Below are 12,292 nucleotides of genomic sequence, written 5' to 3'. Positions count from 1 at the left end.
TCAGTTGGCCTCCAAGGTCACCGTGAACGAGAAACGGTCGCCCCGGTAGTGGATGACCGCCACGTCCAGCACCCGGCCGTCGGTGCCGTAGGTGACGCCCGTGTAGTGCAGGATCGGGCTGAGCAGCGGGACTTGGAGCAGCCGGGCCGTCTCCGGGTCCGCGAGGCGCGCCTCGACCGTGTCCGTGATGCGGCTGATGTCCGCGCCGAGGACGTCCCGCAGCACCTTGGTCATGGGCCGGCGGACCAGGTCGTCCAGGTCGATGCGGGCGGCGAGTTCGGGGCGGACCCAGTTGCGGGCATGGTTGGTGGGCTCGCCGGTCTTCTCGTCGCCGCGCAGCCGGTGGTACGTCGCCACGTCGTCGAGGTCCGGGAAGTACTCGGCGAGTTCGGCCGGGACCGGGCCCGTCCCGTGGTCGAGCATCTCCGTGGCCATGCCCGACTGCTGGGCCACGATCGCGTCCACCGAGCCGAGCAGCCGGACCGGCGCGGTCCTGAGCGCGTTCGGCTCGATGAACGTGCCGCGCCTGCGGTGGCGGGTGATCAGCCCCTCGTCCTCCAGCTCCTTCAGCGCCTGCCGCATGGTCAGCACGCTCACCCCGTAGTGGCCCGCCAACTGCTCCTCGGTGGGCAGCCGCAGCGGGTCCTGGGGCGAGCGGCCGAGTATCGAGGCGCGCAGCGACTGCGAGACCTGGTACCAGAGCGGCAGCTTGCGGTTCAGGACGATCGAGTCCGGGGCGAATGAGGTCACGGGCTATCCGTATCGGTCGCCGACGATCAGTGCAACGGAGAGGGGCACCGGCTTTGGCGCCCCGGAGGCGAACGGGGTCATGAAGACGCGCGGAAGTGGCGCTCGAGGCCCTTCCACACGTCGTCGTAGTGCCGTTGCAGATGGTCCGCCTGGGCCGCGTGCGCCGTGAGCGTCACCGGCCAGCGGGTCTCGAACATGAACGCCAGTCCGTCGTCCACCTTCTGTGGCCTGAGCTCGGCCGCGCTCGCCCGGTCGAAGGTCTCCCGGTCCGGCCCGTGCGCCGACATCATGTTGTGCAGCGAGCCGCCCCCGGGCACGAAGCCCTCGGCCTTCGCGTCGTAGGCGCCTTCGATCAGGCCCATGTACTCGCTCATCACGTTCCGGTGGAAGTACGGCGGCCGGAAGGTGTCCTCGCCCACCAGCCAGCGCGGCGCGAAGACGACGAAGTCCACGCCGGCCAGGCCCGGGGTGTCCGACGGGGACGTCAGCACCGTGAAGATCGACGGGTCGGGATGGTCGTAGGAGATCGTCCCGATGACGTTGAAGCGGCGCAGGTCGTAGACGTACGGCACGAGGTTGCCGTGCCAGGCGACGACGTCGAGGGGGGAGTGGTCGTAGGTGGCCGTCCAGAGGTTGCCGCAGAACTTGTTGACCACCTCGACGGGGCCGTCGACGTCCTCGTACGCGGCCACCGGGGCCTTGAAGTCGCGGGCGTTGGCGAGGCCGTTGGCGCCGATCGGGCCGAGGTCGGGGAGTTGGAAGGGGGTGCCGTAGTTCTCGCAGACGTATCCGCGCGCGGAGGCGTCCAGGAGTTCCACGCGGAAGCGGACGCCGCGCGGGATCAGGGCGATGTGGCCGGGCTCGGCGTGCAGCAGACCGAACTCGGTGCGCAGCAGCAGGCCGCCCTGTTCCGGGACGATCAGCAGCTCGCCGTCCGCGTCGCTGAAGACGCGGTCCATGGAGTCGGTGGCGTGGTACAGGTGCACGGCCATGCCGGTGCGCTGGGTGACGTCGCCGTTGCCGCCCAGGGTCCACAGGCCCGCCAGGAAGTCGGTGCCCTGGATCGGCTCCGGCTGGGGGTTCCAGCGCAGCCGGTTCGGGTCGGGCACGGACTCGGTGAACGGGGCCGAGCGGATCCAGCCATTGTGGGTGTGCGTGAACGCCGGATGCGCGGCCGAGGGGCGGATCCGGTACAGCCAGGACCGGCGGTTGTGCGCGCGGGGCTCGGTGAAGGCGGTCCCGCTGAGCTGTTCCGCGTAGAGGCCGAGAGGGGCGCGTTGCGGTGTGTTGCGGCCCTCGGGCAGTGCGCCGGGGACGGCCTCCGAGCTGTGCTCGTTGCCGAAACCGGAGAGGTAGGTCAGCCCTTCCGCGGTCTTCCGCGTGTCCCCGCTCATGATCGCTCCCTTGCGACGCTGATTCCTATGTATCACCGTAGGATTGCGGTTTCCCGGGCGCAAGGGGGGTTCGGGGGGCGCTTTCGGCCGACGGGCCTCCTCATCAGGGAGGAGGAGAACCAGACTCCAGGTGGATTCGGGTTTCGGAACATTGTTCTAGTCTCCCGGGCATGTCGTGGATGCGGACACTTCCGGCCGCGCTCGTGGTCTGTGTCCTTGTGCTGACCGGAATCGCGAGCTGCGGATCCGATGATGCGCGGAAACAGGAGAACAACGCGGTGTCGCCGTCGCCCGTGGGCAAGGTGCTCGACGACACCGACGAGGACGGGCGGCACTATCGCGAGGTGGACGGCGAGGACGCCCCCGAGGTCGACATAGAGGTGCAACCCGACACCGACGACAGCTGGGACGTACGCCTGACCGTGCAGAACTTCCGCTTCTCCCCGGACGGTACGAAGCCGAAGGCGGTCGAGGGCCGCGGCCTGGTGTACCTCTTCGTGGACGGCACCCTCGTCTCCCGGCTGCGCACCCCCGACTGCCGCATCCCGGGCGAGCTCGTCCCGCGCGGCACCCACACCGTCACCGCACGGCTCTACGCCGACGACGGCACCGTGTGGGCCGTCGACGGCGACCCGATCCAGAGCGCGGCCGACATCACCGCCTCGGGCGCGGAGGCCTCGCCGCAGACCAGCTCCACGCCGTCGGCGTCGAAGTCCCCGTCCGATCTGAGTGCACCGGCCACCCTTGTGCGTACCGGGGGGCGAGCTTCACCGGACCGCGGCGGAAAGGCATCATGAAGCCCGTGCCCCACGCGACATCGCTACGCCGAGCGCCCGTGCAGCGGCGCAGCGCCGAACGGCTGACCAGGATCCTCGACGCCTGCGCCGACCTCCTCGACGAGGTCGGCTACGACGACCTGAGCACCCGGGCGGTCGCCCAGCGCGCGGGCGTCCCCATCGGCTCCGTGTACCGCTTCTTCGGCAACAAGCGGCAGATGGCCGACGCCCTCGCCCAGCGCAACCTCGAACGGTTCACGGCCCGCGTCACCGAGCGCCTCAAGGAGACGGCGGGCGGCGACTGGCGGACCGCGATGGACGCCGTCCTCGACGAGTACCTCGCCATGAAACGCACCGCCCCCGGCTTCTCCCTCGTCGACTTCGGCAACCAGATCCCGGTCGGCTCCCGCCACGCCGAACCCAACCACCGCGTCGCCGACCGCCTCACCGACCTCCTCTCCGGCTACCTCGACCGCGAACCCGACGACGACCTGCGCCGCACCTTCCTGATCGCCGTGGAAACCGCCGACACCCTGGTGCACCTCGCCTTCCGGGTGGCCCCGGAGGGGGACGAGCGGATCATCGAGGAGGCGCGGGAGATGTTGCGGGCGTATTTGGCGCGGGTGCTGGACTGAACTCCCGCGGGGAGCCCCTCCGTTGCTAGGGTGATCGCACCCTTGGGTCGGGCATGGGGGGGCGCTATGGCTCGGGTCGTCTGTATCCACGGGATCGGCCAACAGCACGCGGGGGAGAGCCAGTTGGCCTCCGCCTGGCACACCGCCCTGGCCGACGGCCTGCTGCGCGCGGACTCCCCGCTCACGCTGAAACCCGACGACCTGCGCTGTGTCTTCTACGGCGACCTGTTCCGCCCGCCCGGCCGCACCCTCGCCGTCGGCGACCCGCCCCTCGACGCCTCCGACATCGAAGAGGGCTTCGAGACCGAACTGCTCCTCGCCTGGTGGCAGGAGGCGGCCCGCACCGATCCCGCCGGGCTGCCGGCAACGGCCCGATCCTGTTCGACCGGCTCGACTGACCGCCGCCGGACGACCCCTCGCGGTTTCCCGACCTCACCCCCCACACCCCCTCCCCTCCATGCCTACCGGTCGGTATCCTCCTCGGAACAGGCACCGTCGCCCCGGGAGGACCCGTGTCCCGCACCGCCCTACGCATCTGCCCGCTCTGCGAGGCCACCTGCGGCCTGACCCTCACCATCGAGGGGACGCGGGTCACCGGTGCCCGTGGTGATCGGGACGATGTGTTCAGCAAGGGGTTCATCTGTCCCAAGGGCGCCTCCTTCGGGGCCGTCGACAGTGACCCCGACCGGCTGCGCACCCCGCTCGTACGCAGGGACGGTGAGCTGCGCGAGGCCACCTGGGAGGAGGCCTTCGACGCGGTGGCCGCCGGGATCCGGCCGGTCGTCGAGCGGTACGGGGCGAACTCGGTCGCGACCGTCCTCGGCAACCCCAACGTGCACACCATGGCCGGCGCGCTCTACCCGCCGGTGCTGCTCGCCGGCCTCGGCACCCGCAGCATCTTCACCGCCTCCACGATCGACCAGATGCCCAAGCACGTCTCCAGCGGGCTCCTCTTCGGCGACGCCAACGCGATCCCCGTACCGGACCTGGACCACACCGACCATCTGCTGCTGATCGGCGCCAACCCCCTGGAGTCCAACGGCAGTCTGTGCACCGCCCCCGACTTCCCCGGCAAGCTCAAGGCGCTCAAGGCCCGCGGCGGCACCCTCACCGTCATCGACCCCCGCCGCACCCGCACCGCCAAGCTCGCCGACCGCCACCTCGCGATCCGTCCCGGTACCGACGCGCTGCTCCTCGCGGCGATGGCGCATGTGCTCTTCGAGGAAGACCTGGTGGACACCGGGGAGTTGGCCCCGCATCTGATCGGGCTCGACGAACTTCCCGCCGAACTCCGGGACTTCACCCCAGAAGCCGTCGCCGGCGCCTGTGACATCGACGCCGCCACCATCCGTACCCTCGCCCGCGAACTCGCCGCCGCCCCCACCGCCGCCGTCTACGCCCGCATCGGCAGCTGCACCGTCCCGCACGGCACCCTCGCCAGCTGGCTGGTCGACGTACTGAACATCCTCACCGGCAACCTCGACCGGCCCGGCGGCGCCCTCTTCCCGCAGGCCGCCACCGACCGGACGCCCCGGCCCGCCGGGCCCAGCCACGGGTTCGCGCTCGGCCGCTGGCACTCCCGGGTGAGCCGGCACCCCGAGGCCAAGGGCGAGTTGCCGATCTCCGCGCTCGCCGAGGAGATCGACACCGCGACCCCCGAGGGCGAGCCGATCCGCGCGCTCATCTCCGTCGCCGCCAACCCCGTGCTGTCCGTGCCCGACGGCGACCGCCTCGACAAGGCGCTCGACTCGCTCGACTTCATGGTCAGCGTCGACCCGTACCTGAACGAGACCTCGCGCCACGCCGACGTCGTGCTGCCCCCGCCGCCGCCCTCGCAGAGCCCGCACCACGACTTCGCGTTCAACACGCTCGCCGTCCGCAACCAGGTCCGCTACACCCGCCCGGCCGTCCCGCTGGAGCCCGGCCGGATGGCCGAGACCGAGATCCTGGCCCGGCTGATCCTCGCCGCGACCGGCATGCACGGCGCCGACCCGTCGGCCGTCGACGACCTGGTCATCGGGCAGACCCTCGGCAAGGCCGTCAAGGAGCCCCACTCGCCGGTGCACGGCCGCGACCCGCAGGAACTCGCCGCGCGGCTCACCGGCGTCAGCGGTCCCGAGCGCCGGCTCGACATGATGCTGCGCCTCGGTCCCTACGGCGACGGGTTCGGCGTACGACCGGACGGGCTGACCCTGGAACGACTGCTGGCTCATCCGCACGGCATCGACCTCGGGCCGCTCGGGCCGCGGCTGCCGCAGCCGCTGAAGACCCGCAGCGGCAAGGTGGAGCTGCTGGCCCAGCCGATCGTCGACGATCTGCCGCGGCTGCGGCAGGCCCTCGCCGAGCGGCCCGAGGGACTCGTCCTCGTCGGCCGGCGTCATCTGCGCTCCAACAACAGCTGGATGCACAACGTCCCCGCCCTCACCGGCGGCACCAACCGCTGCACCCTGCACATCCACCCCGAGGACGCCGAACGGCTCGGGATCCCCGACAAGGGCCTGGTGCGGGTGAAGGGGGCCGGGGGAGAGGTGACCGCTCCCGCCGAGGTCACCACCGACGTGCGCCCCGGCGTGGTCAGCCTCCCGCACGGCTGGGGTCACAACCGGCCCGGCACCCGCCTCAACCACGCCCTGAAGGACCCCGGCGTCAACGTCAACCAACTCCTCGACGGCAGCCTGCTCGACCCCCTGTCGGGCAACGCGGTCCTCAACGGCGTACCCGTAAAGGTGGCCACTGCAGCGGCCCTGTGAGCAGCGCAAAGCCGTGACCTGGGGTTTTGCGCTTATTGCTCGCATGTCAACGTCTTGTTAACGCTGCTTGAGCGGACCTAACGTCATCGCACTGCCGACTCCGGTGGGAGTTCAAGGGCGAACGTTAGGTATCCACTCATGCTGACCATCCTCGGCTTCGCCATGATCGCGACCTTCCTGGTCCTGATCATGCTGAAGAAGATGTCACCGATCGCGGCGCTCGTGCTGATCCCGGCACTGTTCTGCGTCTTCGTAGGGAAGGGCGCCCATCTCGGTGACTACGTCATCGAAGGCGTCACCAGCCTCGCCCCCACCGCGGCGATGCTCATGTTCGCGATCGTCTACTTCGGTGTGATGATCGATGTCGGCCTCTTCGACCCGATCGTGCGCGGGATCCTGAAGTTCGCCAAGGCGGACCCGATGCGGATCGTCGTCGGTACCGCGATCCTCGCCGCGATCGTCTCGCTCGACGGCGACGGCTCGACCACCTTCATGATCACGGTCTCGGCGATGTACCCGCTGTACAAGCGCCTCAAGATGAGCCTGGTCGTGATGACCGGTGTGGCCGCCATGGCCAACGGCGTGATGAACACCCTGCCGTGGGGCGGCCCGACCGCCCGTGCCGCCACCGCGCTCAAGCTCGACGCCAGCGACATCTTCGTCCCGATGATCCCGGCCCTGCTGGTCGGTCTGCTGGGTGTCTTCGTCCTCTCGTACTTCCTCGGTCTGCGCGAGCGCAAGCGCCTCGGTGTGCTGACGCTGGGCGAGGTCCTGGAGGAGGAGAAGGTCGAGGAGAAGGAGTCCGAGACGGTCCTCGTGGGCGCCGGTTCCGGCTCCGCGGGCACCTCGGGCACGTCCGGCACGTCCGGCACGGACAAGAAGGTCACCGGCGGCGCGGGCTCCGGCACCGACGCCGAGGACGACGAGGAAGAGGAGCGCTTCACGGTCCTCGACCCCAACCGCGCCACCCTGCGTCCCAAGCTCTACTGGTTCAACGCCGGCGTCACGATCGCCCTCCTCACCTCCATGATCATGGAGTGGCTGCCGATCCCGGTGCTCTTCCTGCTCGGCGCCGCGCTCGTCCTCACGGTCAACTTCCCCCACATCCCCGACCAGAAGGCCCGGCTCGCCGCCCACGCCGACAACGTCCTGAACGTCTCCGGCATGGTCTTCGCCGCCGCCGTCTTCACCGGCGTCCTCCAGGGCACCGGCATGGTGGACCACATGGCCCGCTGGATGGTCGACGTCATCCCCGAGGGCATGGGCCCGCACATGGCCCTGGTCACCGGTCTGCTCAGCCTCCCGCTGACCTACTTCATGTCCAACGACGGCTTCTACTTCGGCGTCCTCCCGGTCCTCGCCGAGGCCGGCGCCGCCCACGGCGTCACCCCGCTGGAGATGGCCCGCGCCTCCCTCGTCGGCCAGCCGCTGCACATGTCGAGCCCGCTCGTCCCGGCCGTCTACGTCCTGGTCGGCATGGCCAAGGTCGAGTTCGGCGACCACACCAGGTTCGTGGTGAAGTGGGCCGCGCTGACCTGCCTGATCATCCTGGCGGCGGGAATGCTGTTCGGCATCATCTGACCCACGTCACACGGGACTTGAAAGTCACAGGGGACTTGAAAGTCACAGGGGACTTGAAGGTCACAAGAGACTTGAAAGGAAGGGCTCGCACATGACGCCCGGTGGGAACCGCGGCTGGCTGCTCCGCCTCGTCATCGCCTTCAGCTTCGCGCAGGGGGCGGTGTCGATGGCCCGGCCCGCCGTCTCCTACCGGGCCCTGGCGTTGGGCGCGGACGAGCGGGCGATCGGTGTGATCGCGGGGGTGTACGCCCTGCTCCCGCTGTTCGCCGCGGTACCGCTGGGCCGCCGTACCGACCACGGCCGTTGCGCACCGCTCCTGCCGGTCGGCGTGGTCCTGATATCCGGCGGCTGCGCGCTGAGCGGCCTCGCCGACTCCCTCTGGACGATGGCGATCTGGAGCGGGGTGATGGGCCTCGGCCACCTCTGCTTCGTGATCGGTGCCCAGTCCCTGGTGGCCCGCCAGTCCGCCCCGCACGAACAGGACCGCAACTTCGGCCACTTCACCATCGGCGCCTCCCTCGGCCAACTGGTCGGCCCCATCGCCGCGGGCGCGCTGATCGGCGGCCCGGACATGGCGGGCACGAGCGCCCTCGCACTCATCGTGGCGGGGGCGGGCGGCGCGGTCGCACTGACCTCGCTGTGGCGCATAGAGCATCGCGCTACGGCGGCCAAGTCCCGTGAGGAGAACGGCAAACCGGTCCCCATGGGGCGCATCCTCCGCGCCCGGGGCGTACCCGCCGGCATCTTCGTCAGCCTCGCCGTGCTCTCCGCGACCGACATCCTCACCGCCTACCTCCCGGTGGTCGGCGAGCACCGCGGCATCGCCCCCTCCGTCATCGGCCTGCTGCTCAGCCTCCGCGCGGCGGCCACCATCGCCTGCCGTCTGGTGCTGACACCGCTGCTGCGCCTGCTGGGCCGCAGCCTGCTCCTGACGGTCACCTGCCTCATGGCCGCCCTGCTGTGCGCGGGCATCGCCCTGTTGGTGCCGGTGTGGGCACTCGCCCTGATGCTCGCCGCGCTCGGCTTCTGCCTCGGTGTCGGACAGCCGCTCTCCATGACGACGGTCGTCCAGGCGGCCCCCGACGGCGCCCGCTCCACGGCCCTGGCCCTCCGCCTGACCGGCAACCGCCTCGGCCAGGTCGCCGCCCCCGCCACGGCGGGCCTGATCGCCGGCGTCGCGGGCGTGGCCGCGCCCTTCGTGATGCTGGGCGCGCTGTTGCTGCTGTCGGCGGGGGTGGCCCTGCGCTCACCGGCTAAGCCCGCCGAGGGGGCCGCCGACCCCGTCGTGGCCCGCCGGTCCCGGATGGCGTTGGGCCGGAAGAGGGATGACTGACGGCTCGTAGGGCGGGTCTCCCCCAGTCTGCGAGCGTATGTGACAGAGAGTCAGACGAAGCAGGATTTGTACGACAATCGTCTGACTCGGAGGCTTCGCATGCCCACCATGTCTCTTCCACGCCGAGCCGGAGCGCGCGCCACCGCGCTCGCGGCACTCACCGTCACGGTCGGCTCCCTCACCGGGATGCCCGCGGCGGGCGCCGCACCGCTGGCGCCCGGGGACAACGGCACCGTCAAGATCCACAAGGCGCCGGTCGGCAATCTGCCGCGCACGCCGTACGGCGACCCGCGCGACGAGCCGAAGGTCTGCAAGTTCTACATCGACGCCGCCAACTTCGACAAGGGTCAGGCGATCACCTGGAGCATCGAGACGCAGCCGTCGGTCCCCAACGGTGCCACGCTGTCCGGTGACATCTCGCTTCCCGACGGCACCGGCCACACCCAGGACTACACGCTGCCCGACGGGCAGTACAAGCTCACGTGGAACATCACCGGCGGCATGGGCGCGGGCAAGCACAAGGTGTTCAAGGTCGACTGCGTCACCCCGCCCGGTGGCGGCCCCGGTGGCCCCAACGGCGGTCCGCCCGCCGGCGGTGGCGGGATCGCGCGCGACGCGGCGTTCGGCCCGGTCGCCGGTGCCGCGGCCGTAGGCATGGCCGCGGTCGGCGGGGCGGTGTGGCTCCGGCTCCGTCGCCGCCCGCATGGCGCGTAGACGCCGAGGCAGGCCCTGGTACCGGACGCGCGCCTACCGCCTGGCGAGAACGGTCGTCGTGACCGTCTCGCTGGTGGTGGGCGGCGTCTGGTGGGCCCAGGGAGAGGAGTCCGGCGGGGCGGTCGAGGCCGCCCGGCCCGGTTCCCCGGCGGCCGCCTCCGCCAGGGACCGGACCGACGCGCGCGGCGCGGCGCAACAGCGCCCACCCGCCGCACCGCACCAGCCTCCGAAGGCCACCCCGCCTCCCGAGGTCACCGTGCCCCCGAGGGCCACCATGCCCCCGAAGGCACCCCCGCCCGGGAAGGCCACCGCACCCCGGAAGGCCGTCCCGCCGCTCCGACCCCTGCCCCGGTCCCGCGCGACCCGCCTGGTCATCCCCTACCTCGACATCGACGCCCCGGTCATGAGCCTCCGGCTCGATCGCGAACGGCGGCTGACCGCCCCGCCCGACGACGACGCGAACCTGGTCGGCTGGTACGAGGGCGGCCCGTCCCCCGGCGAGCAGGGCACCGCCGTCGCCGTCGGCCACCTCGACACCGACACCGGTCCGGCCGTCTTCGCCGGCCTCGGCGAGCTGCGGCGCGGCCGCCTGGTCGAAGTCGCCCGCGCCGACGGACGCACGGCCGTCTACGCGGTCGACGCCATCAGGTCGTACGAGAAGGACCGGTTCCCCAACAAAGAGGTGTACGGCGCCCGGGGCCGCCCCGAACTGCGGCTGATCACCTGCGGCGGCGACTACAACCGCAGGACCGGATACTCCGGCAACGTCGTGGTCTTCGCCCACCTCGTGGAGACCCGCGAACCGCGCGCGCCCGCCGCCCGGCGCTGAATCTGGCCGTCCGTTTTCTCACCTGCTGGACGGCACCGTCCGATCCTGCCCGTTCTCTTCCCCCGGCTGCGCGCATTCCGTTAACTTCCGTGACCCACAGGCCCCGTTCGACCCGTGCGGGGTATTCGGCCACGGAGCATCAGCGCTCAGTCAGCCCCCGGGGGCACCTGCCATGACACGCGCCATCTCTCTGCACCACGTGAGCAAGAGCTACACCCGGGGCAGCCTCGTGGTGGACCGGCTCTCGCTGGACATCGAGCCCGGCGAATTCCTCGTCCTGCTCGGTCCCTCCGGCTGCGGCAAGTCCACCGTGCTCCGGATGATCGCCGGGCTTGAGGAGATCGACGAGGGCGAGCTGCGGCTCGACGGCGAGTACGCCAACGACCTCTCGCCGTCCGCCCGGGACATGGCGATGGTCTTCCAGAACTTCGCCCTCTATCCGAGCATGACCAGCCGCGACAACATCGGCTTCCCGCTGCGCATCGAGGCCCCCGGCGCCGACCCACGCCCCCGCGTGGACGCCACCGCCCGCATGCTCGGCATCGAGGAGCTCCTGGACCGCTTCCCCGGCCAGCTCTCCGGCGGTGAACGCCAGCGCGTCGCGATGGGCCGGGCCATCGCCCGCCACCCCTCCGCGTTCCTGATGGACGAGCCGCTGTCCAACCTCGACGCCAAGCTCCGCAACCACCTGCGCGCCGAGATATCCGCCCTCACCCGCGAGCTGGGCGTCACCACGGTCTACGTCACCCACGACCAGTCCGAGGCGATGTCCCTCGGCGACCGGGTCGCCGTGCTGCGCGGGGGAGTCCTGCAACAGGTCGGCACCCCGCGCTCGGTGTACGCGCTGCCCCGCAACGTCTTCGTCGCCGCCTTCATCGGCACCCCGCGGATCAACCTGCTGCGCGGTCTGGTCCGGGCCCCGCTCGACGGCGCGATGACCATCAGTCTCGGCAAGCAGTACCTCCGGTTGCCCGAACCGCTCTCCCTGGACCACCAGTTGCTCCGCGTCCAGCAGGGCCGGGAGGTCATCGTGGGCCTGCGCTCGGAGGCGGTGCGTATCGCCAAGCCGTCCGCCGCGCGCCCGGGTGAGATGGCGCTCACCGGTCTCGTGGAGCACGTGGAGTTCCAGGGCCACGAGGTCCTCGTCCACTTCAACACCGGCTCCAGCCCCGCCGTCGTACCCGACCTGGAGGCCCCGCGCCCGGCGGCCCGCCCCACCCGGCGCCGGCGCCGGGACGGCGGCCCCGGTGTCCTGGACCGCTTCAGGGAGCGCGCGAGCGCCCTGCGCGCCGGCCCCGTCGTGGTCCTCGAGCACCCCATGGACGCGGCTCCCGCCCCGACGCCCCCCGAGGGCCGCCTCCCCGGCGACCTGATCGTCCGCACCACCCCCGACATCCACCTCCGGCACGGCATGCAGGTCCCGCTTCTCGTCGACCTCGCCCACCTGTTCGTCTTCGACCAGCACGGCGAGCGAATCTGCCCGGCCCCGGCGCGGCTGCCCGATCTGGAGGAGTAGGTCCCGCTAGGCAT

At 71.2% G+C, this 12,292-nt stretch carries 11 protein-coding genes; 9 read left to right on the top strand and 2 right to left on the bottom strand.

Annotated features, from left to right (window positions below):
• Both ABKA17_RS31735 and hmgA read right to left on the bottom strand, forming a co-directional pair.
• Complete coding sequence (locus ABKA17_RS31735; protein ID WP_353695736.1) at positions 1-750, bottom strand: GntR family transcriptional regulator; 750 nt, start codon at positions 748-750, stop codon at positions 1-3.
• A gap of 77 nt (positions 751-827) precedes the next feature.
• Entirely contained in the window at positions 828-2,144 is a 1,317-nt protein-coding gene (hmgA, locus tag ABKA17_RS31730) for a homogentisate 1,2-dioxygenase (RefSeq protein WP_353695735.1), read from the bottom strand.
• Positions 2,145-2,314: 170 nt separating this feature from the next.
• On the opposite strand from hmgA, the gene ABKA17_RS31725 reads away from it, so the two are divergent.
• The 9 genes from ABKA17_RS31725 (at position 2,315) to ABKA17_RS31685 (ending at position 12,278) form a co-directional block, all read left to right on the top strand.
• Positions 2,315-2,941: a hypothetical protein gene (locus ABKA17_RS31725; RefSeq protein WP_353695734.1), complete on the top strand. Its 627-nt coding sequence runs from the start codon at positions 2,315-2,317 to the stop codon at positions 2,939-2,941.
• The gene (locus ABKA17_RS31720; RefSeq protein ID WP_353695733.1) at positions 2,938-3,555 is read left to right on the top strand and encodes a TetR/AcrR family transcriptional regulator; all 618 of its coding nucleotides are present in this window, start codon (positions 2,938-2,940) and stop codon (positions 3,553-3,555) included. The genes ABKA17_RS31725 and ABKA17_RS31720 overlap by 4 nt, the downstream gene beginning before the upstream one ends.
• A 66-nt stretch (positions 3,556-3,621) precedes the next feature.
• Complete coding sequence (locus ABKA17_RS31715; RefSeq protein WP_353695732.1) at positions 3,622-4,122, top strand: hypothetical protein; 501 nt, start codon at positions 3,622-3,624, stop codon at positions 4,120-4,122.
• Positions 4,068-6,305, top strand: coding sequence for a molybdopterin oxidoreductase family protein (locus ABKA17_RS31710; RefSeq protein ID WP_353695731.1), 2,238 nt, complete (start codon positions 4,068-4,070; stop codon positions 6,303-6,305). Before ABKA17_RS31715 ends, ABKA17_RS31710 begins: the two co-directional genes overlap by 55 nt.
• A gap of 138 nt (positions 6,306-6,443) precedes the next feature.
• Positions 6,444-7,886, top strand: a complete 1,443-nt coding sequence (locus ABKA17_RS31705) for a CitMHS family transporter (RefSeq protein WP_353695730.1) — start codon at positions 6,444-6,446, stop codon at positions 7,884-7,886.
• Positions 7,887-7,977: 91 nt separating this feature from the next.
• Entirely contained in the window at positions 7,978-9,219 is a 1,242-nt protein-coding gene (locus ABKA17_RS31700) for an MFS transporter (protein ID WP_353695729.1), read from the top strand.
• Positions 9,220-9,327: 108 nt separating this feature from the next.
• Positions 9,328-9,933 carry a hypothetical protein gene (locus tag ABKA17_RS31695; RefSeq protein WP_353695728.1) on the top strand — a complete coding sequence of 202 codons (606 nt, stop codon included), beginning with the start codon at positions 9,328-9,330 and terminating at the stop codon, positions 9,931-9,933.
• Entirely contained in the window at positions 9,923-10,762 is an 840-nt protein-coding gene (locus tag ABKA17_RS31690; RefSeq protein ID WP_353695727.1) for a class F sortase, read from the top strand. Before ABKA17_RS31695 ends, ABKA17_RS31690 begins: the two co-directional genes overlap by 11 nt.
• Before the next feature lie 172 nt (positions 10,763-10,934).
• Positions 10,935-12,278 (top strand): ABC transporter ATP-binding protein, encoded by a 1,344-nt coding sequence (locus tag ABKA17_RS31685; RefSeq protein ID WP_353695726.1) that lies wholly within the window; start codon positions 10,935-10,937, stop codon positions 12,276-12,278.
• Positions 12,279-12,292: the final 14 nt, after the last annotated feature.

Origin of the sequence: Streptomyces sp. RG80 (genome assembly GCF_040446465.1) — a bacterium.
Taxonomy (GTDB): Bacteria; Actinomycetota; Actinomycetes; order Streptomycetales; family Streptomycetaceae; genus Streptomyces.
This window is presented reverse-complemented; position numbering and strand designations above follow the sequence as displayed.

What these genes read in the sequence shown, in the direction of transcription:
- ABKA17_RS31705 (WP_353695730.1), top strand. Translation starts at nt 6,444, where the DNA reads ATGCTGACCATCCTCGGCTTCGCCATGATCGCGACCTTCCTGGTCCTG.
- ABKA17_RS31715 (WP_353695732.1), top strand. Translation starts at nt 3,622, where the DNA reads ATGGCTCGGGTCGTCTGTATCCACGGGATCGGCCAACAGCACGCGGGG.
- ABKA17_RS31700 (WP_353695729.1), top strand. Translation starts at nt 7,978, where the DNA reads ATGACGCCCGGTGGGAACCGCGGCTGGCTGCTCCGCCTCGTCATCGCC.
- ABKA17_RS31685 (WP_353695726.1), top strand. Translation starts at nt 10,935, where the DNA reads ATGACACGCGCCATCTCTCTGCACCACGTGAGCAAGAGCTACACCCGG.
- ABKA17_RS31690 (WP_353695727.1), top strand. Translation starts at nt 9,923, where the DNA reads ATGGCGCGTAGACGCCGAGGCAGGCCCTGGTACCGGACGCGCGCCTAC.
- ABKA17_RS31720 (WP_353695733.1), top strand. Translation starts at nt 2,938, where the DNA reads ATGAAGCCCGTGCCCCACGCGACATCGCTACGCCGAGCGCCCGTGCAG.
- hmgA (WP_353695735.1), bottom strand. Translation starts at nt 2,144, where the DNA reads ATGAGCGGGGACACGCGGAAGACCGCGGAAGGGCTGACCTACCTCTCC.
- ABKA17_RS31695 (WP_353695728.1), top strand. Translation starts at nt 9,328, where the DNA reads ATGTCTCTTCCACGCCGAGCCGGAGCGCGCGCCACCGCGCTCGCGGCA.
- ABKA17_RS31725 (WP_353695734.1), top strand. Translation starts at nt 2,315, where the DNA reads ATGTCGTGGATGCGGACACTTCCGGCCGCGCTCGTGGTCTGTGTCCTT.